The 24,241-nt window shown below is 47.7% G+C and carries 19 protein-coding genes; 11 read left to right on the top strand and 8 right to left on the bottom strand.

Going from position 1 to position 24,241, the window contains the following annotated elements:
- The first annotated feature begins 161 nt into the window (after nucleotides 1-161).
- Nucleotides 162-704, top strand: coding sequence for a transposase family protein (locus I8H75_02515; protein MBH2006209.1), 543 nt, complete (start codon nucleotides 162-164; stop codon nucleotides 702-704).
- A gap of 153 nt (nucleotides 705-857) precedes the next feature.
- On the opposite strand, the gene I8H75_02510 is transcribed toward I8H75_02515, so the two are convergent.
- The 6 genes from I8H75_02510 to I8H75_02485 are packed head-to-tail and all read right to left on the bottom strand — an operon-like array spanning nucleotide 858 to nucleotide 6,112.
- A complete protein-coding gene (locus I8H75_02510) occupies nucleotides 858-2,276 on the bottom strand; it encodes an HAD-IG family 5'-nucleotidase (GenBank protein ID MBH2006208.1) in 1,419 nt (472 codons plus the stop codon).
- Complete coding sequence (locus I8H75_02505; GenBank protein MBH2006207.1) at nucleotides 2,273-3,331, bottom strand: isochorismate synthase; 1,059 nt, start codon at nucleotides 3,329-3,331, stop codon at nucleotides 2,273-2,275. The genes I8H75_02510 and I8H75_02505 overlap by 4 nt, the downstream gene beginning before the upstream one ends.
- A complete protein-coding gene (gene ubiE / locus I8H75_02500) occupies nucleotides 3,306-3,968 on the bottom strand; it encodes a bifunctional demethylmenaquinone methyltransferase/2-methoxy-6-polyprenyl-1,4-benzoquinol methylase UbiE (protein ID MBH2006206.1) in 663 nt (220 codons plus the stop codon). Before ubiE ends, I8H75_02505 begins: the two co-directional genes overlap by 26 nt.
- An 8-nt stretch (nucleotides 3,969-3,976) precedes the next feature.
- Complete coding sequence (locus I8H75_02495) at nucleotides 3,977-5,098, bottom strand: PD40 domain-containing protein (GenBank protein MBH2006205.1); 1,122 nt, start codon at nucleotides 5,096-5,098, stop codon at nucleotides 3,977-3,979.
- Complete coding sequence (locus tag I8H75_02490) at nucleotides 5,095-5,757, bottom strand: TonB family protein (GenBank protein MBH2006204.1); 663 nt, start codon at nucleotides 5,755-5,757, stop codon at nucleotides 5,095-5,097. Before I8H75_02490 ends, I8H75_02495 begins: the two co-directional genes overlap by 4 nt.
- A complete protein-coding gene (locus I8H75_02485) occupies nucleotides 5,744-6,112 on the bottom strand; it encodes a biopolymer transporter ExbD (GenBank protein MBH2006203.1) in 369 nt (122 codons plus the stop codon). Before I8H75_02485 ends, I8H75_02490 begins: the two co-directional genes overlap by 14 nt.
- Nucleotides 6,113-6,192: 80 nt before the next feature.
- Between I8H75_02485 and I8H75_02480 the strand changes: the two genes are divergently transcribed.
- The 8 genes from I8H75_02480 to I8H75_02445 all read left to right on the top strand — a co-directional run bounded on the left by I8H75_02480 (nucleotide 6,193) and on the right by I8H75_02445 (nucleotide 18,714).
- Nucleotides 6,193-6,948: a gamma-glutamyl-gamma-aminobutyrate hydrolase family protein gene (locus tag I8H75_02480; protein ID MBH2006202.1), complete on the top strand. Its 756-nt coding sequence runs from the start codon at nucleotides 6,193-6,195 to the stop codon at nucleotides 6,946-6,948.
- Nucleotides 6,949-6,952: 4 nt separating this feature from the next.
- Nucleotides 6,953-8,134 carry a cation:dicarboxylase symporter family transporter gene (locus I8H75_02475; protein ID MBH2006201.1) on the top strand — a complete coding sequence of 394 codons (1,182 nt, stop codon included), beginning with the start codon at nucleotides 6,953-6,955 and terminating at the stop codon, nucleotides 8,132-8,134.
- Nucleotides 8,131-9,711 carry an ABC-F family ATP-binding cassette domain-containing protein gene (locus I8H75_02470; GenBank protein MBH2006200.1) on the top strand — a complete coding sequence of 527 codons (1,581 nt, stop codon included), beginning with the start codon at nucleotides 8,131-8,133 and terminating at the stop codon, nucleotides 9,709-9,711. The genes I8H75_02475 and I8H75_02470 overlap by 4 nt, the downstream gene beginning before the upstream one ends.
- Before the next feature lie 6 nt (nucleotides 9,712-9,717).
- Nucleotides 9,718-10,995 (top strand): FAD-binding protein, encoded by a 1,278-nt coding sequence (locus I8H75_02465; protein MBH2006199.1) that lies wholly within the window; start codon nucleotides 9,718-9,720, stop codon nucleotides 10,993-10,995.
- 424 nt (nucleotides 10,996-11,419) lie between these two features.
- Nucleotides 11,420-13,039 (top strand): hypothetical protein, encoded by a 1,620-nt coding sequence (locus I8H75_02460; protein MBH2006198.1) that lies wholly within the window; start codon nucleotides 11,420-11,422, stop codon nucleotides 13,037-13,039.
- Nucleotides 13,040-13,137: 98 nt separating this feature from the next.
- A complete protein-coding gene (locus tag I8H75_02455; GenBank protein ID MBH2006197.1) occupies nucleotides 13,138-14,553 on the top strand; it encodes a hypothetical protein in 1,416 nt (471 codons plus the stop codon).
- Complete coding sequence (locus I8H75_02450; protein MBH2006196.1) at nucleotides 14,504-16,867, top strand: DUF1566 domain-containing protein; 2,364 nt, start codon at nucleotides 14,504-14,506, stop codon at nucleotides 16,865-16,867. Before I8H75_02455 ends, I8H75_02450 begins: the two co-directional genes overlap by 50 nt.
- A gap of 260 nt (nucleotides 16,868-17,127) precedes the next feature.
- The gene (locus I8H75_02445) at nucleotides 17,128-18,714 is read left to right on the top strand and encodes a DUF1566 domain-containing protein (GenBank protein MBH2006195.1); all 1,587 of its coding nucleotides are present in this window, start codon (nucleotides 17,128-17,130) and stop codon (nucleotides 18,712-18,714) included.
- Between the two features lie 155 nt (nucleotides 18,715-18,869).
- Here I8H75_02445 and I8H75_02440 read toward each other — a convergent pair whose 3' ends face one another.
- Complete coding sequence (locus I8H75_02440) at nucleotides 18,870-20,423, bottom strand: AAA-like domain-containing protein (protein ID MBH2006194.1); 1,554 nt, start codon at nucleotides 20,421-20,423, stop codon at nucleotides 18,870-18,872.
- A 121-nt stretch (nucleotides 20,424-20,544) separates the two neighbouring features.
- On the opposite strand from I8H75_02440, the gene I8H75_02435 reads away from it, so the two are divergent.
- Nucleotides 20,545-22,377 carry a DUF1566 domain-containing protein gene (locus I8H75_02435; GenBank protein ID MBH2006193.1) on the top strand — a complete coding sequence of 611 codons (1,833 nt, stop codon included), beginning with the start codon at nucleotides 20,545-20,547 and terminating at the stop codon, nucleotides 22,375-22,377.
- Nucleotides 22,378-22,459: 82 nt separating this feature from the next.
- On the opposite strand, the gene I8H75_02430 is transcribed toward I8H75_02435, so the two are convergent.
- The gene (locus tag I8H75_02430; GenBank protein MBH2006192.1) at nucleotides 22,460-23,314 is read right to left on the bottom strand and encodes an oxidoreductase; all 855 of its coding nucleotides are present in this window, start codon (nucleotides 23,312-23,314) and stop codon (nucleotides 22,460-22,462) included.
- A gap of 28 nt (nucleotides 23,315-23,342) precedes the next feature.
- Between I8H75_02430 and I8H75_02425 the strand changes: the two genes are divergently transcribed.
- Complete coding sequence (locus I8H75_02425; GenBank protein MBH2006191.1) at nucleotides 23,343-24,170, top strand: RMD1 family protein; 828 nt, start codon at nucleotides 23,343-23,345, stop codon at nucleotides 24,168-24,170.
- Nucleotides 24,171-24,241 lie beyond the last annotated feature (71 nt).

The raw sequence follows: 24,241 nt of genomic DNA, 5'->3' as shown, positions 1-24,241 counted from the left end.
GCCACAATCATTCAGGACTCAACCAAACCATCACAACCAGGGACTAAACACCTGGTTGCATTTATGGAATATTAAAACGCTATCCGATGAATCGGAAAACTCCTGCCATGCGTGAAGAAAAACGAAAAATCATCAAGGAAAAAGCGGGCGAGCTTGCGCACATCGATTGCCATCACTTATCTAAAGACACGGTCGTCAATGACCCCAAACGCTACGATTTAGTTTGTGTTGTTGACAGTTGTACTCGAGTGGCTTGGGCTGAGGTTATGGACGACATCACAGCGCTATCGGTCATGTTTTCAACCCTTCATTGCTTGAACCAAATAGGTGACCGCTTTGATATTCGATTTGCTGAGGCCATCACGGATAATAGTCCTGAGTTTGGTCCCCAAAAATCGGCTAGCAAGAAGAACCATCCTTTTGAAAGATTGTTAATGGAATTGGGCATCAAACATCGTTACACGAGACCCTACCGCCCGCAGACGAACGGTAAAGTAGAGCGCTTTTGGAAGACGTTGAATGAGGACCTGATTGAAGGAACCTATTTTGAATCCATTGATTCTTTAAAAAAAGAGCTTTTTAAGTACTTATTATACTACAACAAGTTGCGTCCTCATCAGGGATTAGCAGGGAAGAGACCCCAGGGGAATTTGCCAACTCTTGTCAACGAATTACTTGACATCTACAATTGCGAGGAGGCCTAGCCGACGAAGTAATGACGACGTTCTAGCTAGGCAAAAAGTCTATTCTAGTCCTTCTCAAGCTCCTCAATTTGCCCGAGAACAAGATCTGAAGCTGTTCAAAAACTTTGCCCATCGAAAATGTGTTCCATGTTAAGGGTTCGATTCAATATTTCGCTAGAATCGAAATGGCAGATCGTGACTCATCAACTCGGCTCGCTTTCGGAAATGATGCATGGGGCTGTAAGGGAGGAAATTGGTAATACGAGAAGTGTAGATGCAAGCATAAGCTTTTACCTGAGAACCAAAGCGGCTTAAGTCGTGGTGTTCGTAGAAGAGTTCGCCCCAAAATGGATGAAATCGCCTTTCAAGGTCGTCTTGGACGAGATCCATTTTGCGATCAAGGCTCCCCAGGTGTTTTTTGGCGGCCTCCATTTCATTCCGCAGTCGAACGGCCTCTGCCTGAAGTCCGGTGGAATCCAAATAGGCGAGTAGAGCCCGATGAAGGCCAATTTCCTTATCTAGGGTGATGCGTTCTTGATCAATCTGTCTGAGTTGATCGAGTTCAGGTGTGAAACGCATTGATAATTCAATTTCTCGTGGAAGCTCTTCGACGATCAGGCAAGTTCTCCAAAGAGTTTCTTTGCGGCTTCGCACAATGTCTCCGTAGATGTGATCGCCTACGTAAAGAACCTTCCCACCGACTAGGCCGGCCATTTCTTCAAATTCAGCAATATTGCCACCTTCATAGATAGGATGCGAAGACTTCTCAGATATTTTTTTAAAAGGAGCTCCTTCCGTAAAGAAAGCAGGCTTTCGACTGTCTGTGATGACGTAATCAAAATAGGGCATCCAGTTTCCCAACAAATAGCTCATCACGGTTTCGGTGTAGTCGAAGTGACTGTTGGTTAATAGAAAGAGCTTTTTACCCGATGAACGTAGTTTATGAAGCGTGAGAGCAATATCGTTGTGTGTTTCGATGAAGCGAGGCAAATCTTTTCGAATGATGGATTTGAGCGAACCATTTGAGTGAATCGTATCGATCGAGTGTCGAATATCTTCGAAAATTTGAGCGAAATTCGGAGATTGATGACGAAAAAAATGGACGAGATCGCAGTACAAGGAGGCCTCGGGCATCGCAAATAAGGTGTCGAGCGAAGCGAAGTCTGAAGTGATTTTGATCTTATGATTTTGATAGAGATCCTTGATTTCTTCGCTGGCGAGCGCTCGATAACCGTGCTTGGCTCTCCAAACTTGCCCATGCATATCCATTTTTAAAAGAAGGCCATAACGCTTATCGACCACCAATCCTCGAATACTTAGATTCGGATCGTACTGAAGTTGATACAGATCCGCTGGATAGCCCAATGTCTTTACGAGATACTCAAGGGTCATCTCGTACTGGAGCTGTTCCATGGGTTTCTTGTGATAGTTGACGAGAGTATAGTCCATATCAAAGCCAATGGCTTCGATGGAACTGAGATCCAGGCTTCGATTGGTATAAATCTCTTGGCTTGGATCTCGAACAAGGCTTTGGGGATCTCGTATGTGTTGCAGGATTGAGGGTGAAATCGGTGAGAAATAGGATGAGCTCATAGTAGTTTTTCCCAAAATGACATTTTATGGCTAATTTCATTCGATTCCAGATTTGAAATCGAGCCTGGAACCAGACCCGCTCCTGCAAAAGCGCTTAAATTCGGAAAGTGAAGTAGCGCTCCTCGTATGGCAACATAGAACTCACTTTCCATAGGACCGATATAACCCATTGTACCGGCATAAAATCCACGATCAAAGGACTCTATCTGGGAAATGGATTTTCGACTCTCAACAATCGGCCATCCGCAAACAGCAGCGGTTGGATGCAGAGCGGTTAAAATATGTTCATCGGTGATCGATGGAGCTAATACTCCTTGGAACTGAGTTCGAAGGTGCATGATGTTGGGAAGTTTGACCACTTCGCGCCTCAGAGTGATCCGGTAATCTAAGCAGAGGCTTTGAAGGCTAAGAAGAATGTTGTTCACGACGATTTCGTGTTCATGAATGAATCGGTCGTTGGTTTCAAGAATCTGTTGATTTTGTTGATCTTCTTCGAGTGAGAGTCCTCGTGGCATGCTTCCCGCTTGAGCTTCGGTGTAAAAATTTTGAGATTGACGCCGGTAAAGTTGCTCTGGAGAGCTGCCTAGAAAGACGATTCCAGGCTGGGGTTCGAAATAGTAGGGCGTGCACGTGGGAAAGGCTTCGATGAGACCTTGCAACAAATCCAATGGATTTGGCTCACTGCTCAGAGAGTAGATTCTTTTGCGAGCTAAAACGAGTTTGCGAAGGGATTGATTTTTTAAGAGTTCATAGGCTTCTTGAAAAGGTTGCTCCCAATCGGACTCGATCGAAGTGGCTGGATTCTGGTGAGGCTTCGCGATGGACCTTCGGTTCGATCGAACTGGATTCGCAGTTTGGACCTCGATGGGAACCATGAAACGTGAATTGCCAAAAGGTTCCCAATCCGCATCAGAGCCTTTGGTTGAATCAAATCGAAGCAAGCCAAAAGATCCTAAGACCGGCTGATCGCTTTCAAAACGAATCCCATACCCTGCTCGTGAGCCAAGGTAGAAACGAGGCGTTGGCTTGTCACGAAGCCAGTTTATCAGTGACATAGATGGTTGCCACTCCAAAGCAGAGCGGAATTCGTCGCATCTTGTGAAAAACTTTTTCTGAAAACTCTTCAACCGACCGGTTGAGGTATCGATACGCTTGGTAGTCTCCGGAAATGAGCCCACCCATATAAGGAAGGATATGGCGAAAATAGAAGAGGTAGAAGAGGCGAATCAAAGCGTTGGGGGGAAGAGAGAATTCAAGAACGATGAGACGACCGTTGGGCTTCAAAACGCGCATCATCTCGGCGAGTGCTTGCTCTCGATTTGGCATGTTGCGCAAGCCAAATGCGCTGGTGACGACGTCGAAAGTATGATCTTCAAAGCGAAGGTTTTGTGCGTCTCCTGGCTCAAGATGAATTTGCTCGGAAAGCCCTAGGCGTTCAATTTTGCTTTGGCCAAATCGAAGCATTTGCTCGGCCATATCGATTCCAATGACTTGAGCCGCTGGGTGATTCTGAGAAAAAAACTGAATGGCTAAGTCGGCCGTTCCTGTGGCAACGTCCAGAATGTGTAAATTCGAAGACTCAGGAAGCAAGGAAGCAACTTTTTTCCTCCAAAGTTGATCCTGACCAAAAGAGAGGAGACGGTTTAAAAGATCGTATTTTGGCGCAATTTGATTAAATAAAGCGTGTACCATTCAGGTCCCTACAGGTTTGGCCCCCAAGAAGGTGTCCAGTACTGGACGCCTCGTGTGATTTGCTTTTGGAATGTGCCATCCAGATTTGAAATAAACAAGTCACGTCCACCATTTCTGGTGGAAGCGAATACGAGCATCCGTCCATTGGGAGCAAACGATGCCTCGTCATTTCGACCCTGATCCTGGGTGACACGAGTCACTCGACCGCTTTGAACGTTGACCAGAAAGACATCGAAGTTTTTTTGCTCATCGCGTCCCGTAAAGACAATCTGATCGCCCAAAGGACTCCACTTGGGTGATTGGTTGTATTTTCCTTGCCAGGTGATTCTTTTGATATGCGAGCCGTCTTGATGCATGGTGTAGATTTGCGGGTTACCCGATCGATTGGAAACAAAAGCAATTTGTTTGCCATCCGGGCTGAAGGAAGGAGAGGTATTGATGGAGAATCCCGAAGTTAATTTCCGGAGATTTTGTCCTTGGGTGTCCATCAAATAGATGTCGCTTTTTCCTTCGTATGAGAGAGTCGTCGCGATCTCTTGTTCGTTGGGAGAAAATGAAGCCCCCGAGTTGATTCCAGGGCGATTTGAGAGGATTCTTAAATGGCTGCGGTCGGTGCGGATGCTGTAAAGGTCTGGATTGTTTCGGGCGTAGCTGGTGAATGCAATTTCTTGGCCGTTTGGCGAGAAAATGGGCAAGATATTTATGCTTGGGTGGGTGGTGATGGGTTTCGGATTTTCTCCGTCAAAGTCTAACAAGATAATCTGTTTTTTCTCATTGGAGGCAACGATTTTTGAATTAAAAAAAGCAGGCTCCCCGGTGAAGAGCTTATAGAGATCGGAAGCAATCCGGTGAGCTAGTTGGCGTGAGGCTGGGGATTGATAGCGAAAAAGCTTGTTTTGAGCTTTCACCCGGATGCTTTGCGGGTCAGAAGAAATTTCAATTTGGGCTTCTGCTGAAGAGGGCTGAGCAGATTTGAAGACCCCTGAAAGTTCCAAGTCTTCCAGAATGATCGGGCAGAGTTCGGCTTGGCCTGTGATGGAGATCTGAAAGGGCCGAAAACGCGCTTGTTCGACCTTAATGTGGGCAAAAGTCCAAAAAGCACAAAGTACAAAAAGGCTGATTCGAATCATGAACACTCCATGGGGCAAAATTGGATCAAAAGACCCTGGGTTTGGTACTGGCGAGCCAGCGTGAGAGGAGGGGGGCCAAAGCTGTGAATGTTTTCGCTGGCTTCTAATACAGCTTGATCAAAGCGCCTGTTTCGGGACGCTTTTTCAACGCGGATGCGGATCAGGTGTCCGGTGGGAGCAATCCAAAGGCGTACGAAAAGTTTCAGGGTTCGAGCTTCTCGCTCTGAGATCACACGCGGAATTTCATAGCTCTCACGTAAAATTTCAGAGACTTGCAGTTCGTAAGAATGGGCAATCTCACGGGACAGTGAAGTTCCTAAGCTGCTGCCTTCTTTTTGGCCTTCCGTGCTTGGTTTTCCAAAACGCTTTTTAAGAAGATCCAATGGATGGCTCGGTTTTGGATCCATGGGCTTGACCGCCTGCTTGGCCTCTTTGGGTTTTGGGATAGCTTGAGGAGCTGGCGGTTGATATTCTGAAGCATCCAAGCGAGGCAGTAACTTCTCATCGCGAGGAGTCCCCAGGCGTGTTAAGCGAACCTGAATGTTTGCAGAGTCCAGCCTAATCGTAGGTTTACAGGCATCCAAGAGGTAAAAAGCAACGAAGAGCCCATGCAGGACTAAGCTTCCAGCAATCGCCAGCCCAAATCTACTCAAGCTCATCTCCGGCTGCTTCGGTTACCAAACTGATGTTATCGACTCCGTTTGCTTTCAACGCTCCCATGATTTTGACGACGTATCCATAAGGAAGCTTTCGATCCGCGTGCAGGAGGATCTCTTTGGACTTTTTGAGGGTATCTGCGACCTGATCTAAGGTGATTTCTTGTTCCCCTAAAAAAATTCTTCGATCCTGAGTGAGGCTTAAAGTGGGTTTTTGATCCGCTCCAGCAATTTCATGAGCGGTGGCTTCCGGGAGCTGTAAATCAAGACCCGAGGTCATCATGGGAGCCGTAACCATAAAAATAACCAGCAAAACCAACATGACATCAACCAATGGCGTTACATTGATCTCGCTCATGGGGTGATAATTTCCAGATGAGGAAGAGTTCAATTGAATTGCCATGCTGTAAACTGTATCGTGCTTAGAGGATTTTGACCATGACCGCTGCGAGAAAACCCATCATTGGTATTACCACCGTTTCAACCATTCTCGAAAAGCCGCTGGTGATGCTTGCGCAGAGTTACGTGGATTTGATTGCTTCCGCTGGGGGCATTCCTGTTTTGCTGACGCAAGATCCCGAGGTGATGAAGATTTTAGAGGGTTTGTTGATTATAGGAGGCCAAGACTTGGATGCTCGATTGTATCAACCGAAGCCCCGGGTTGTTTATCGTGCGGGTTGCAACATGCCTTGGAAGCGGCCGCTGGATTACGCTCCTAATCGAAGGCGCGATGATTTTGAAATCGAACTGTATCAAGCTGCGAAAAAGAAGCGAATCCCGATTTTGGGGATTTGCCGAGGTCTGCAACTCATCAACGTCGCAGAAGGGGGGACGCTTTACGAGGAGCTGCCAAAATCCAAGGTGTTGCACGAGTCAGGGCCAGATGGTTGGGCCGAAGGGCATTTTATACGAATTGATTCTCAGTCTAGGACGTTTAATTTCTTTAAGACGCAGAGCTACTACCTGTCTTCTCGACACCATCAAGGAATCAAAGACTTGGCAAGCAGCTTGAGAGCGAGTGCTTGGGCGGAAGATGGTTTGGTGGAAATCGTCGAATGGGCAGGCCCCGATCAATGGATCTTTGGAGTCCAAGGCCATATCGAGCAAACTCGCCATAATTTCCCTTTGTATCAAAACATGATAGACGATTTCATCCGAAGCAGTATCGAAACTGGCTCTTCGTTGTTGGGATAAGTGAATGACTCAGGTTATTTTAATCGTGTCCATCGTGTTGGGTGGGATGCTTGGTATGCAATTTCCGGCTTTCGGCCGCTCGTTGGCACCGCTGGGCGATGCGTTTATCAATTTGCTTTTGGTGACGGTTTTGCCGTTGGTATTTTTCTCGATATCAGGGGCAATTTCGAAGCTCGGTCATCGGCAGCAATCTCGAAATCTTTTCATGGCGATGGGTCTTGTCTACGGCTTTTTGAGTTGGATGGTTGCTTTGGCAACGGGTCTTGTGTTGATTGGCTTATTCCATGGGAATCCGAGTGCCCAAAGCTCACTTCAGGCGCCGGTATTGGCAGAAATCGATCTATTTTTCATCGTTAAGAACTTCTTTTCGGTAACGAATTGGACCGAACTTTTTGCCACGAAGAATATCCTAGCTTTGATTCTTTTTTCTATTTTGACGGGTCTAGCCGCTCGAGAGGATCAGAAATGCCAAGACTGCTTTGCTGTGGCTGAGAAGTTGTTGATGCGCATGTTCGATCGGGTGATGAAATTCGCACCGCTGGGCTTTTTGGCCTTTTTTGCTTCTTTGGTCGGCCAAATGGGGGGTGAGGCGATTTCAAAATATCTTGAAATTCTTGTCATTTACCATCTTTGGGGCGGAATTTGGGCCCTGGTTCTTTTTGGATTTGCTTTTTGTCTGGTAGGCCGTTCCTTGTTTCCGGCACTGGTACTGCCGTCGCTCACTTCGGTGGCGACGTGTAGCAGCATTGCGAGCATTCCTGCCAATCTAAAAGCGGCTGAGAGACTCCAGATTCCAAAGTCCATTTACGAAGTGAGTACCCCCATTGGAGCGATTTTATTCAAACAAGGTTCTGTGATGGGAGGAATGTGTAAAATTGCGTTTTTATTTTCGTTCTATCATCAGGACTTGGCGAGCTGGCCTGTTTTCATGAGTGCTGTCGGGGTGTCCGTCTTGGTGGGATGTGTGATGGGTGCCATTCCGGGTGGAGGTTCGATCGGAGAACTGTTCATTTTGAGCGTCTATGGTTTTCCTCAAGAAGCCTTGATGTCCATCGTGGCCATTAGCCTTTTAATCGATCCCATGGCTACTTTTTTGAGCGTGACCGGAAATACGGTGGCGAATCTTTTCATTCAACGACAGATTGACATTTTGAACCGATTTACTAGTCTGCGACTCCTCCCATGATTAAAACGCATAAGATTTCACTGTTTTTTGGCAGCCGTAAGTTATTCGAAGACGTTAATTTGGTTTTTACGGACGGTAATTGCTACGGAATCATCGGGGCCAATGGCGCTGGCAAATCGACTCTTCTGAAAATTTTAGCCGGTGAGCAGGAAGCGAGTTCGGGGACGGTTGAGATGAGTCCGAACGATACCTTGTCGGTCTTGAAGCAAGATCATTTTCAATACGAGGACAATACGGTTCTCGATACCGTTTTGATGGGCCATACAAAGCTTTTTAAGTTGATGAAAGAGAAAGACGCTTTGTACGCGAAGCCTGATTTTTCAGACGCCGACGGCGAGCGAGCGGGTGAGCTCGAAAATCAATTCGCCGAACTGGGCGGGTACGAAGCGGAAACCGATGCCGCAACTTTGTTGGCAGGGCTTGGCATCATGCAAGACCTGTTGTCTACCACCATGCGAGACTTGAAAGGCCTTCAGAAAGTAAAGGTTCTCTTAGCTCAGGCCTTGTTTGGAAAACCAACCAACTTGCTTTTGGATGAACCCACCAACCATTTGGACGATAAGTCGATACGATGGCTTGAAAACTACCTTTTAAACTACCCAAACACCGTCATTGTGATTTCCCATGATCGGCATTTCTTAAACAAGATTTGCACGCATACGGTTGACGTGGATTATGGGAAAGCCAAACTTTACACGGGTAACTATGATTTCTGGGAGCAGTCCAGCCAATTGGCTTTGGAGCTTCGTTCCAGCGAAAATAAGAAACGAGAAGAAAAAGCCAAAGAACTCGAAGCCTTCATTGCCCGATTTAGCGCTAACGCTTCCAAGTCGGCACAGGCGACCTCTCGGCGGAAAATGCTTGAGAAATTAACCATTGAAGATCTGCCGATATCGGGTCGAAAGAGGCCGAATATTCTCTTTCAGCAAAAAAGAGAAGCTGGCGACATTATTCTCGAAGTCAAAGACCTTTGTTTGACTAAAAATGGTCAAAAATTGCTGGATAATATCTCATTTTCTTTGAAAAAAGGCGATAAAGCGATTGTCGTTGGTGATCACGAGCTGGCCCGGACAGCGCTTTTCCAGGCATTGATGGGGGAGCTGCCGGTGGATTCTGGAACCATTCGTTGGGGTTCTACCGTAACGCCCGCTTACTTGCCCAAAGATCAGAATCCTTACTTTGAAGGGCTGGATAGCAATTTGATCGATTGGCTGCGACAATATTCCGAAGATAAATCAGAGAATTTTATCCGTAGTTTTCTCGGTCGCATGCTTTTCTCCGGCGAAGAAACCTTGAAGCAATGCGGCGTTATTTCCGGAGGAGAGCGGGTTCGTTGTCTATTGGCTCGCATGATGTTGCTGGGACCCAATGTTTTGCTTTTTGACGACCCGACGAATCACTTGGATTTGGAATCGATTACAGCGCTCAACAATGCGGTGAAATCGTTCCCAGGGACTGTTTTGTTTGCAACGCACGATCAGACTTTTGCCCGCACGGTCAGCAATCGCTTATTGGAGATGCAAGGTATCCAGCTCATGGATCACCAAGTGAGCTATGCGGAGTTTTACGTTGATTAAGTACCCATGAGATTTGAAACTGCTCCACAACTCTTGCAGCGTTATGCTCAGGATGAAGCCGCTGGGGTTCAGCCTTGCCTGCCTTGTGCCGTGGCTTTCCCAGAAACGAGTGAGCAAGTACGCATGGCTTTGGATACTGCTCGGAAAAATAACTGGTGCGTCGTTCCCAGAGGGGCTGGAACTGGAAAAGCAGGCGGCTGTGTGCCTGTGGGGCCAAGCCTGGTCCTGGATTTTTCGAAAATGAACCGGATTCTTTCCGTTGATGCCATCAACCGCACCGCTCGGGTTCAACCGGGAGTTGTACTGGCTGAGTTTCAAGCGGTTTTGGATGAACAGGGCCTCTTCTATCCTCCCGATCCGAATTCGTTGAGCCGTTGTACCATTGGAGGAAACGTTGCAACCAATGCAGCCGGTCCCAGTTCCCTGAAATACGGTCCCACGCGAGACTATGTACTCGGTCTTGAGGTGGTGCTGGCGAATGGGCAAATCGTTCGCTTGGGCAAAGAAACACTGAAAGGAGTTGCCGGTTACGACTTGGTCTCTTTGATCTGTGGCAGCGAAGGCACCTTGGCACTGGTAACGGAAATAGTTCTGAAAGTGATCCCGAAAGTCCCGGTTGCTCAAACCCTTCAGCTCTGGTTTCAAAGCGATGAGAGTGCGATGGAATCGGTTTTTCAAATTTTAAGAACAGGCATCTTGCCCCGCGTATTTGAATTCGCGGATAAGCTTTGTGGAGAGGGTCAAGCCAGCGTATTGCTGGAGCTTGAATCGGAAATGCCCGAAGCAAGTTGGCGCAATCTTCAAGGTGTTGTTGAATCGGAGATAGCACTTGATGAAGGGAACAGGCGGCGCATTTGGAGCCGTCGAAGACAATTGAGTGAGAATTTGCAACGCCGTGCTCCGCATAAACTCTCGGAAGATATCGCGATACCCTTGAATCGATTGCCTGAATTTGCAAAGCGTTTTAAGCATCTAGGAGATTCTTGGGGGATTGAAACAGCGATTTTCGGCCATGTGGGAGAGGGCAATCTGCACGCTCAGATACTAAGCGATTCTGTCCTTGGACCAGAAAAACAAGCTCACATTCTTTCTGAGCTATTTAAGTTAACCATCGAATTAAATGGAACTATTTCAGGTGAGCATGGGATTGGATTGGTGAAAAAGCCGTATTTGCCATTGGAACAATCCGCTGTCGTCATCGATTTGCAAAGAGCGATTAAGAAAGTATTTGATCCAGAGCAAATTCTAAACCCTGCTAAGATTTTTGAACATGGAACCCAGTAAGAAAAATTACGCTTTATTGCCGGATGTGCTGGGGGTAGCTTCGGGGGCTTTTGCGCTCCTGGTGTTCTTCTCGTTGCTCTCATTCGATGTGTCGGATAATTTCGTCTACCCGCATGGAGGCTATCGAATCCAGAACTGGATAGGCCCTGGGGGAGCGTTGTTGTCAAACGCGCTCTACACCTTATTCGGTTTTCTGGCTTGGATCCTGCCGGTTTTTCTGGTTTTTTTGTCCGGTTCTTTCTTTTGGAGACAATCTCGATTCGTTCGTCCACCGGTTTTAATCGGTGCATTTTGCCTCCTCGTTGGTAATTCAGCGATTTTGGGAGCATTGGGTCAGGGAAATGCCTTCATTTCTTTTCCTTGGGGTGGGTTATTGGGCTGGAGCATTCACCAGGGTCTTACAACACTTCTGCATCCAACCGGTATGTGGATTTTCTCCATGAGCCTCAGTCTCATTGGGGTTTTGTTGATGGGAGTTCCAATTCGTCTGCGTTGGCCGCTGAGATCCCCCAAAAAAACGGAAACAACTTCTGTTTTAAAAATACAAACACCCTCCACGGTTGCCAAAGAACCACCCGCTCCATGGACGATTCCCGTTGTCGAAAAGCCCAAACTGGAAGTTCCAGAATACATTGTTCAAGCGGAACAAGAGGTTCCTTTCGAACTGCCTCCTTTGAGATTGTTGGATTACGACGCGCCTCCTCCGATTCAGATCGATGAACGACTCATGAAGGCTCAGGCAGAGCGCTTAGAGAAAACCTTTCGTCAATTTGGCATTGAAGGGCAAGTGCGTGAAATTCGCCCAGGTCCCGTGGTGACTTGTTTTGAGTTTGTTCCAGCGCCTGGAATCAAGCTTTCTCGAATTGCCGCCCTGGCAGACGATATCGCCATGGCCATGACGGCTTTGCACGTTCGAATTGTGGCTCCCATTCCGGGCAAGGGAGCCGTTGGGATTGAACTTCCCAATGAACAACGAGAAACCGTTTATCTCAAAGAGATCGTGGCTCACCCAAGCTATCGAGAACAGCCGCACAAGTTATGCATGGCTGTTGGTAAAAGCATCGAAGGCAAGCCCTTTTTTGTCAACTTGGCGGATATGCCGCACGTGTTGATTGCGGGGACCACCGGTTCCGGGAAATCGGTGAGCGTGAACGCGATGATTTGTTCCATTCTCTACCGGGCGACTCCGCAAGAAGTGCGATTCTTGATGATTGACCCGAAGATGCTTGAATTAAGCATTTACGAAGGGATCCCGCATCTTTTGCTGCCGCCGATCATTGATAGCAAGAAAGCTTCTTTTGCCTTGAAATGGGCTGTTCGAGAAATGGATAAGCGCTACGCGCAGATGAACGAGGTGGGAGTCCGAGACATTGCGGGATACAACGAAAAAGTCGATTTAGCCGATCGCATGCCCTTTATTGTGGTGGTGATTGATGAATATGCGGACTTAGTGGCTGTTGCTGGGAAAGACGTTGAAGTTTATGTGATGCGACTGGCCCAAAAAGCTCGTGCTGCGGGGATTCACGTCATGCTGGCCACTCAACGACCGAGCGTTGATATTATCACCGGGGTGATCAAAGCGAATTTCCCCGTTCGAATGGGGTTCCGGCTTTCGGCTTCTCAAGACTCAAAAACGATTATTAATCGATCGGGGGCTGAGAAGCTTTTGGGCAGAGGGGACATGCTGATGATTCCATCGGGTAGTTCAGAACTTGTTCGAGTTCATGGGGCTTTTATATCGGAAAAAGAGCTTTCGCGTGTGGTGGATTTTTGGAAGCTTCAGTCTAAGCCAGAGTACGACATGAGCATCGTGGCCGGAAGCGAAGAAGAGGGTGGGGAAGGAAGCGGTAGCTCAGACTCGAACGACGAACGCTATGCAGAAGCGATTGAAATCGTTCGCCGAACTCAGAAATGTTCCACCAGTTGGCTTCAACGCCAAATGGGTGTGGGCTACAATCGTGCCGCGAAGATGGTTGACCAGATGGAAAGAGAAGGGGTTGTAGGTCCGATTTTGAATGCCAAAGGCGATCGCGATATTTTTTAGAAAGTTTAAGAAAGTATCTTTCAAGATCGTGAATCTTGTTCTAGAGATTTGCTTTTGAGCATAAAATAGCGATTATTTTTTTGCAGGTTTCGGAGTGTATGAAACGGATTGTTGCCTTCAGTTGGGTGTTTGGGAGTGCACTTGTTTTTGGAGCGACGGATTTTCCATGTCCTCGACCAGAATCCAGGGTTTGCTTGATCTGGGATGAATTGAGCCCTTTTCCAGAGCCTGCTTTGCCGGTTGCTTTGACGCAAGCCACAAAAACAGGCAGCAGCGTGTCGACTTTGTTAAGTACGGTGACTTCGGTGGGCCCGAGTCAAGTGGCGCAAAATGCCAGAGCCGGTTTAACGCTTAGCCTGCTGTCTTGCGAAGACAGTTTGCCACCCGAAACGGGTTCTTTAGGGTGGTCAGAAAGCCCAACGCAATTATCGCTTGGGAGTGGTAACTTGCAATATCACCTTGGAGCAGTCGTCGGAAATTGGCTGTTGCTTTCAGGAGCCGTGGGAATCTGGAGCGCTGTCGCCTACAAACTCGGAGCTTCTCGAGCTCATTTTCCAGGAAGTTTGGTGTTGCCGGTTTTGTTTTTGATCTCTCCCACCACCTCTTCGTCTTTTGCCTTGATCCGACAAGGGAATATTCTTCAAGGCTGTGTAGGATCAGGCTCTTTGATTCTGTCTTTCATGGGAACGAGTGTCGCAGGCGTGGCCTTGCATCCTCGATTTTTCAAGGCTCGCTGGGATGCTCATGAAAAAGAGTGGGTAGATATGCCCCCATCTTCAGCCTGGCTGGCGAAATATGGCGAGCTGTTTGAAACCTATGGAAAGGATCGAGAATGGTATATTTTGATTGAGCTTATGACTTCGATGGCTGTCGGAGCTCTTCAATCGTATCAGGCGTTGCAAGCAGACTGTGGAAATTTGTTGTGGGCGGGGATGGCTGTTTACGATGCTTACGCATTGTCTCAGTTCGCGTTGTGGCCCAATCAAAATCAACATGCTCAAAGATTTTATGCCGCCGTCGCGGCTTTGCAAGCGATAGCTCTCAGCACACAAGCCATTGCTTCTGCCACGGCATCGGAGGAGACGCAGCAGAAGATAAAAAGCGTTACTCAAACCATCGTGGTAGTCACCGAATACGCAATGATGCTGAAGACTCTATTTGATATTGGGCTGCGTTTCAAAAGTTGGTACGAGCATTTTCGCCCTTCGAAAAAGCTTAACGCCTTGGCCAAGTCTTCTTCTTCGAGCGAAGCCGCAGGGATTTTGCTGACCGAAATGGCAGGCCCCTTGCAGGGAAGCCTACCTGCTTTAGAGGCCGATTGGGCCCCTTCTACTCGCGCACAAACACCCATTGATTTAAATTTTGAAGATTTGGATTTTATCCCAGAAGCAACCGAATTAACGACTGCAGAAGAGTTGTTCGAGTCCAATCCAACTCTCCAGAGCTTCGGAGAAGTGTTGAAAGATGCGCAGATGGCTTATGAAGAATCTAAAAACCCAAGCACGGTGCTTTAGGCCGGCAAGGCTTTTAGCATTCTTGATTTGGGGACAAGCCGCCAATGCTGCCTGGCTTAATCAAAGCCAGATAACGGATACCGTGGCGAATCAGGCACTAACGCAGCTCGTTTCGAACCAGACATTGCCTGCCGCCCAGCAAAAACAATTGTTTTCGACCGGATTGAAGGCTTTGTTTGCCGAGTTAACTCCGGCGATTCAAGCGATGCCGGATTATACGGGCCAATTTGTGGCCAATTGTTCCATTTTCATGAACACTCAAATCGAGCAGGTTCTGTGCGAGATCAACTCCACGATCGCTTTGGGGAGACCGGAGAGTTGCGGACAAAGTTCCTTACTTCCTTTGGAATATGAGCATCAAATTACCGAAAGCGCGATTTTGTTGGTGAGTTTTTACGCGGATTGGACGGGTAAGACGTCGTTATCCTCCGAGTCTTATGCGGTTCGTTTGTTCGATCGGATGCCAACGTGCACCGTGTCTGCGAGTGTTTCAAAGACAGGACCAGCGCTCAGCCAAACCTTGAGCCCTACCGAGTCTATCTCTCTAAGTCCTACCACAAGCCCAAGCGCTCCGGTGGTTTGGAACCCCCAGTGGGCGAATTGGCAAGTGACAACCGGCGTCTATCGAGATAACGCCAATCAAACGGGCCGCTATTTTGAATCGGTTCCATGGGTTATCACGGATCGGATGACCGGTTTGCAGTGGCAAAAGGTAGGGAGTGCACCTGCTAGCAATTGGACGGCTGCCCAGGCCTATTGTGCCAATTTGTTTGAGTCTGGGTTTGGAGACTGGCGTTTGCCCACACACGTGGAACTTCAGACTTTGGTGGATTATACGATGGATTGTTCTGGTCCCAGCGTCGATCGGGATTTTTTCCCAAGCACTCAAACCAGCAGTTACTATTGGTCCTCCGACGCTGTACAGGGTTACCCTGGGAGTGCTTGGTGGGTGAGTTACGGCAGCGGTGCCTATTACGCAGGCCTCGTTTGTAGCCAGGGTTATAGCGGTGGTTGTTTTGCAGTGCCTGCGAGCGGCTTTGTCCGTTGTGTGCGGCCCTGGTCGGTAGATCGAGAAGTAGGTCGTTATACCTTTAACAACACACAGGTTCTGGATACCGTGACGGGCCTGAACTGGCAACGAACGGTTTCCGGAACTTACAACTGGAGCGCGGCTCAGGCTTATTGTGCGGGTTTAAACTTGGACGGTTTGAGCTGGCGTCTTCCCAGTATCAAAGAATTATCGACGCTTCTGGATGTTCGCGTGGCATCTCCGGGTCCGACCATCAACACGACGGTTTTCCCAAGCACGTATCAGACTGGGTTTTGGGCGTCGACGCCTTATTCGTGTGCGTCCCCGTCCCGCGCGTGGAATGTGAATTTCGGTTATGGTAGTGTCGCCACGTATGGCATCAGTAATACGCTCTATGTTCGTTGTGTGTGTTCTCCTCAGGTTTACAATGCCGAGTGGGCGAATTGGCAAGTAACAACCGGCGTCTATCGAGATAACGCCAATCAAACGGGCCGCTACCTTGAATCGGTTCCAGGGGTTATCACGGATCAGATGACCAGTTTGCAGTGGCAAAAGGTAGGGAGTGCGCCTGTGGGCAATTGGACGGCTGCCCAAGCTTATTGCGCAGATTTGTTTGAGTCTGGATTTGGGGACTGGCGTTTGCCCACGCATGTGGAACTTCAGACCTTGGCCGATTATACGATGAGTTGCGCTGGGCCCAGCGTGGACCCGGATTTTTTCCCAGGCACTCAAACCAGCAGTTACTATTGGTCCTTCGACGCTTTGCAGGGTTACCCGGGCAGTGCCTGGTGGGTGAGTTACGGTAGCGGTGCCGGTTATGCTGGCCTTGTTTGTGGCCAGGGTTATGGTGGTTGTTCTTCAGTGCCTGCGAGTGGCTTTGCCCGTTGTGTGCGACCCTCATCGGCGGATCGACAGGTGGATCGTTATACCTTTAACAACACACAGGTTCTGGACACCGTGACGGGCTTGATTTGGCAACGAACGGTTTCCGGAACCTATAACTGGAGTTCGGCACAGGCTTATTGTGCGGGTTTAAACCTGGATGGTTTGAGCTGGCGCCTTCCCAATGTCAAAGAATTGTCGACGCTCCTGGATATTCGCGTGGCATACCCGGGTCCGACGATCAATACGACGGCTTTTCCGAGCACACCTCAGGCTGCATTTTGGACATCAACGCCTTATTCGTGTGCGCCTTCGTTGTACGCCTGGTTGGTCTATTTCCTCAGAGGTGCTGTGATCAACGCTGGCCTAGGCTCTAATTACTCTGTCCGTTGTGTGCGCTGAGGAGGGATTCTGGCCCTTTGCGTCGCCGTAGATGTCGAGTCCTTGATGAGCACGCAATTTCGTGTGAGTTATTGGATGGAATAGTGGTTGTCACGTTTATGGAGAACACTTAGAGTGTGTCGAGAGAATTGCTTTAGATTTGAGCTTGCATTTATAATTCTTCCTATTTCGGAATTAGAGATGTATGACAATTTTAATTATTTTATATTTAAATATAATACTTATTTGATTCAATTTCACATCCTCGAGAAGGGGTGTGAATGATGAATCGGTGTTTGGGTTCATGGCTGTTATTGCTGTTTTTACCGGTTCAAGCAGGCTTTGTGCTTCGAAATGGCTTCTCTGCATTTTTGAATCAACAGTTTTCAAATCTGACGCAGCTCAAGAATCAAACAAGCTCTTTATCCAAAGAACTCGTGACACAAAATGCCATGAGAGGATTATGGGCTCTTATTGGGCCTCATCTCGGAGCCTTACCGGGTTGTTGCAAGAAGCCTTTTAGTTCAAATTGCTCTGTGTTTTTTGATGCTGAAATTAACCAGATTGTATGTGATGCGCAATTTGAAGAGGTTCGACAAATTTCGAAATTCTGCGAAGCAGAGCAACCGTTTCCAGCGGAGTATTTGACGCAGTTACACAAGAGTAATATTCTCCAGGCACGCATTATTGTGGGTCTGGCCCCTGTGCAGCATCCCCAGGTAATGTATTGGTTGTATGACAAATTGCCATCGACGCTTTCACAATCTGTGACACAGTCAAATTCCATGAGTGGCCACAGCACTCAAACCGACACAGATTCCGTAAGCCGGATGAATAATAGCACCACGGGTTCTGCTAGCTCAACGATTAGTCTTACAGAGAGTTTGTTGTCGAGCAGGAGCGTGTCGCTTAGCCAAACTGTTACTCAATCAATTACTCCAAGCGATTCAGTCGCAACAGACTCGGCTAATCTGTCGCACTCTTTGAGCACGAGCGATGAGGTGGTTTGGAATCCTGAATGGGCGAATTGGCAAGTAACAACGGGTGTCTATCGAGACAACGCTAATCAAACGGGCCGCTATCTTGAATCCGTTCCAGGGGTTATCACGGATCGGATGACAGGTTTGCAGTGGCAAAAGGTAGGGAGTGCACCTGCTAGCAATTGGACGGCTGCCCAGGCCTATTGCGCTGATTTGCTTGAGTCTGGGTTTGGGGACTGGCGTTTGCCCACACACGTGGAACTTCAGACCTTGGTCGATTACACGATGGATTGCGCTGGCCCCTGCCTGGATCTGAATTTTTTCCCAGGCACTCAAACCAGCAGTTACTATTGGTCCTCCGACGCTTTACAGGGTTACCCAGGCAGTGCCTGGTGGGTGAGTTACGGCAACGGTTCCTATTACGCAGGTCTTGTTTGCAGCCAGGGTTATGGTGGTTGTTCTTCAGTGCCGGCGAGTGGCTTTACACGCTGTGTGCGGCCCTCGTCAGCAGATCGAGAGATAGATCGTTATACTTTTAACAACACGCAGGTTCTGGACACCGTAACGGGCTTGATTTGGCAGCGAACGGTTTCTGGAACCTATAACTGGAGTTCTGCACAGGCTTATTGTGCGGGTTTGAATCTGGACGGTTTGAGCTGGCGTCTTCCCAATGTCAAAGAATTGTCGACGCTTCTGGATGTTCGCGTAGCATCTCCGGGTCCAACAATGAACACGACGGCTTTTCCAAGCACGCCTCAGAGTTGGTTTTGGACATCAACGCCTTATTCTTGCACGTCCCCGTCCGGTGCGTGGGTCGTGTATTTCGGTTATGGCAACGTCAGCACGTATGGCATCAGTCCTCCCTACTATGTTCGCTGCGTGCGTTGAAGACGGGATTTTTACTTTTTATTTTTATAAAAATATAGACAAAAATAAAACCTATGAAGACATTTAGAAATATGCGTAAAATTTGTTCATCTGTTGGAAAATTCGTATGATACTCATTTTAAATTGGCTTAATTTGGCCTAGACAAAGGAGTGTGCTATAGCCCCCATACTTGAATGCTTCGCAAGCCAACTGAGTGGGCCTTTTGATAAATCTTTTCATCCCAAGTCTTTTGACTCTTGGTGTCAAACAACAAGAGGTGGCCCTGGGTGGAATTGTTTTTATCCATGTAATCTGCGGTCTGTTCCAAACCATCGACTAATGTTTTAGGGCCGTAATCAATCTTGGTTTCAATGACAAAACGTTGGTGTTTAAACTCCACCAAAAGATCCACACGTTTACGCCCTAATGCGTACTCACGATGGATTTTTCCGCCTCCGTTGATGACTCGTTGCAGAAAGGCCATTAAGAGCAGATGCGGCCCCGCTTCTTTATAGCCCATGTTCGGAACCAACATTTCTGAATTTTCTCGATAAAACTGCACAAAGGCTTCCAGCAACTTCTGCATGTTCAAAGTGCCATCCGAGTTTAGATACCAAGCGGTCTGTTGGACCATGGAGGCTTGGATAGCATGGGTGAGTTCTCGGGGGATGATTTCTTGATAGATGGGATTGGCAATGACCAAGTTTTTGTTCTCATCTCGTTTAATCAAGCCCAAGTCGATGGAGTAAGACAAATCGTCCTGAGGTAAGTCAAAGACAGGGTCACCCAACAAAATCGCGCTAATAACTCGATGAATCCTGGGTTCTCGCAAGCGATCGATCAGAACATCTAAATGGGTGTCTCGCCGGGCGATCAGAACCTCTTTGGCCCGTTCGAACACGGCTTTCGTAATGGGTTGCGTGCGGTCTTTAATATCGTCAAAGCACGCTTGATAGGCCATGGCATTGATTAACCATGGCTGTCCTCCGGTTTGCTCAAAGGCGTATCGAACGGCATCTTCCTCAAATACCTGACCCGTTTCACGCGTATGTTGAGCGTACAAATCAGCGACTTGCTCAAAATGAAAAGTATCTAAAAATAGACTCTTGGCACTGATATTAAAGGCACTGCCTCCCTGAATAACGGCTTGAGTGGCTTCAGACCAGATGGGGTAATCTCGGATATCGCGAACCCCAATCAGGCAAACAGAAGAGGGAAATAGGCGAGGTCTTTGGCTATAGCCAGCTCGTAACTGCCTCAATACGGCAATCAATGAATCACCCACTAAAGAATCTATTTCATCGATAAACAATAGAATCGGTTTTGGGCGCTGAGATGCCCAGAATTGGAGAAAGGCCCCCAACTCATTGCCAGTACTATCTTCGTATTTTCTAGCCGAATCGAAATAACTTAAAACCGGATCATTCGGGAAATAGGCTAATAACCCCAACCGAATTTGGTCTACAATCATCCGAATCGCATCCTTCACATGATTTCGCATGGCCTGTGCTGGTTCTACATTGACATAAAGGGCAGTATATTGACCTTCTTGATTGATTTTATCCGTCAAGCTTAAGATGCCCGAGGTTTTGCCTGTTTGCCGAGGCGCATGAAGCACGAAATATTTTTTTTGTTCTATCAGGCTCCTGATTTCGGATTCATGCGAACGACCGGGAACAAAATAGTGGTCACTGGGGACAATCGGCCCGGCTGTGTTAAAAAAGCGCATAGGGGCAGTATCTCATGGTTCAGGGGTTCCATCAAGCAGAACGCCATGCGGCTTCTTGATATCCCATTTAGAACTCCAAAGCCTTTTCTTGCTTTCTCTCTTGCGCTAGCAATGGCGAATCGTGATTAGGAAAAATCTAAAAACCCAAGCACGGTGCTTTAGGCCGGCAAGGCTTTTAGTATTCTTGATTTTGGGACAAGCCGCCATTGCTGCCTGGCTTAATCAAAGCCAGATAACGGATACCGTGGCGAATCAGGCACTAACGCAGCTCGTTTCGAACCAGACATTGCCTGCCGCCCAGCAAAAACAATTGTTTTCGACCGGACTGAAGGCCTTGTTTGCCGAGCTGACCCCGGCGATTCAAGCGATGCCGGATTATACGGGCCAATTTGTGGCCAATTGTTCTATTTTCATGAACACTCACATCGAGCACGTTTTGTGTGAGATCAACTCCACCACCGCTTTGGGCAGACCGGAGAGTTGCGGACAAAGTTCCTTGCTTCCTTTGGAATACGAGCATCAAATTACCGAAAGCGCGATTTTATTGGTGAGTTTTTACGCGGATTGGACGGGTAAGACATCGTTATCCTCCCAGTCTTATGCGGTTCGTTTGTTCGATCGGATGCCAACGTGCACCGTGTCTGCGAGTGTTTCGCAAACAAAACCAACGCTCAGCCAAACCCTCAGCAAAGCCTCTTCTCGGAATACTTTGAGTTTGCTGGGTACGCTCAGTCACTCTTTTGCCCAAAGCTTAAGCCCGAGTCAAAAGCACACTCCTACCCTGAGTGATGCAGAGTCGGTCACGGGAAGCTCAAGCAGGACTCTCAGTGCCTCTCAAACTGCGTCTATAAGCGTTTCACAAGCACCAACACGGAGTCAAACCTTGAGCAAAGCCTCTTCCAGAAATACTTTGAGTTTGCTGGGTACGCTCAGTCATTCTTTCACCGAGAGCTTAAGCTTGAGTCGAAAGTATACTCCTACGCTGAGTGATGCGGAGTCGATTAGTGGAAGCTCAAGCAGGACTCTCAGTGCGTCCCAAACTTTGAGCTCTACCCAGTCGTTCAGCCCGACCCTCAGCCCCAGTGCTCTCGTGGTTTGGAACCCTGAGTGGGCGAATTGGCAAGTGACAACCGGTGTCTATCGAGATAACGCCAATCAAACGGGTCGCTACCTTGAATCGGTTCCAGGGGTTATCACGGATCGAATGACGGGTTTGCAGTGGCAAAAGGTAGGGAGTGCGCCTGCGGGCAATTGGACAGCTTCCAAGGCCTATTGTGCTAATTTGTTTGAGTTTGGGCTTGGAGACTGGCGTTTGCCCACACACGTGGAACTTCAAACCTTGGTGGATTATACGATGAATTGCGCTGGTCCCAGCATGGATCTGGATTTCTTCCCAGGCACGCAAAGCAGTTACTATTGGTCCTCCGACGCTTTACAGGGTTACTCTGAGAGTGCCTGGTGGGTGAGTTATGGCAACGGTGCCGGTTACGCGGGCCTTGTTTGTAGCCAGGGTTATAGTAGTTGTTCTTCAGTGCCTGCGAGTGGCTTTACGCGCTGTGTGCGACCCTTGTCGGCGGTTCGAGAGGTGGATCGTTATACTTTTAACAGCACACAGGTGTTAGACACGGTGACGGGCTTGATTTGGCAGCGAACGGTTTCTGGAACTTACAACTGGGGTGGGGCCCAGGCTTATTGTACGGGTTTGAATCTGGATGGTTTGAGCTGGCGTCTTCCGAATATCAAAGAGTTATCGACGCTTCTGGATGTTCACGTGGCATATCCGGGTCCGACCATCAACTCGACGGCTTTTCCGAGTACACCGCAGGGCACCTTTTGGACATCAACGCGTTATTCGTGTGTGTCCCCGTCCTATGCGTGGAGCGTGTATTTCGATTTTGGACTCGTCGGCTCAGATAGCGTCGGCGATGCGCGCTTTGTTCGGTGCGTGCGTTGAAGATGGGATTTTTACTTTTTATTTTTATAAAAATATAAACAAAAATTAAATCTATAACAATGTTTAAATTATCTAGAAAATTTCATCCATAAGATTCAAATTTGAATCGCTTTCGATCGATTCCAATTTCTTTCATCATGTGAGAAATCGATTCAATAAATCTTGGAGTCGGTGAAATGCCAGAAATTTCTGCTTTTTTTCTATGCCACTTGGAGACTTCTGAGCCGCAAGCGTAGACGAGGACTCGATTGGGATCGTTCATGAGCGATCGAATCAAGTCAAGAGTGGGTCTTCCATAAAAGACGCCTGCTTTTTGTTCTCGGGTTAGGACAGGAACATAACGAAATCGATCCGGATACTGATGAGCCAAAAGTTCAATCTGCGTGCGAAATATCGTATCTTCTTCGGTTTTGTTCACGTAAACCAAAGTATGCCGAACTTCTGGATGCCGGTTTTGAATTAATTGGTCCTTTAACAAAGAAAAATTGGGCACAATGCCAGATCCAGCTGCTAGATGCAAAACTTCATCGGTGTGTTCAGGTAGATCGAGTGGCAGCGTGTAAGGCCCCGTGTAACCTAAAAATCGAACCAAGCGACCTTTGATGGCAGCAGAAGCTAAAAATGGAGATAGGAGAGGGGGGTAGTCGTCATGTTCGGGGGAAAATCTTTCGGGTTTGATGGTAATTGATACCGTTGATTCATGAGGTGCCGAAGCCATGGAATAAGCGCGTACCACTTCACGCTTTCCTTTTTTGGCTTCTAAGTAGGCAACGAGTTCAGAGAGTTCCGGAAATTGCTTGGGGTCGATGCTCAAGAATTGACCCGGCAAATAATTTCGGTCCTCCGTTTGAAAATGAAGGGTCCAGGTATCTTGAGTTTCTTGAGTCGCTTCGATAACCCGAGATTCGATGAGCCTGATTTTCTTGCCAATAGTCATTGAATGTGTTTAAATTAATGCAATAAATATGCAAGTAGAAATTACGGAAACACAAAGTTCTCGTCGGTGCAGTGCCTACTGTACAGCCAACAGTTACCAGATGAAGGAGCTCCTGGAGCATTTGCAAGAGCAAAAGGCTTTGGTGACGTATTTTCGAAGCAGTCACGTGATTCACCACTATGAAGGAGAAGACAAAGGGGACGTCTTCTATTTTTCGAATGGAACCGTGGTGATGTGGGGCCTTAGCATTGCTGAAGAGCAGGAGATCCTATTTCGATTACGGCCCTTTGAAAGCGACCCGGTGCCTGAAATCGAAATCGAAGAATCGCGTTACTCGATTGGTCGCGTCGCGAAGATTCTGAGAGATGACATCACGATTCCAAACAACGACTTGGTTACCAAATTGGCTTTTGCGCACGGTTTGGCTCAGTCTGTTAAGCTCGAAATCTTTGAAAAACGCATGGCGAAGCGAATCGCCAGCATGGAAGATATTCCCAAAGACTTAGCGGTCAAAGGTCGCATACAGCTTTCCAGAAAGCAGCTAACACGAGTCATGGGCGAGCTTATTTTGGAGCGAAACTCGATTAACTTGTACTCCAATGTTTTTGATACGCCGGATTTTTTCTGGGAGCATTCGGAATTGGAGCCGCTTTACCGAATGATTTCGCAGGACTTAGAAGTGACTGCGCGAATTAACGTCCTTAATAAGCGGATGGATATGCTCAAAGATTTGGTGCAGGTTTTAAATCAAGAAGTGAATACGCGCTATTCGTTCTTGCAAGAATGGGTCATTATTCTTTGGATCACCTTTGAAATTGTCACCACGATTTTGGCGGACGTGTTAAAAATCTTGTGACCCATAATGAATATTATGTTAACTTGGTTTTATTGAAGAAACCGCTCTTGTTTTTCGTATCTGCCACGTGT

Source organism: Myxococcaceae bacterium, assembly GCA_016000045.1.
Classification (GTDB): domain Bacteria; phylum Myxococcota; class UBA727; order UBA727; family JABDBI01; genus AER2-1.
This window is presented reverse-complemented; position numbering and strand designations above follow the sequence as displayed.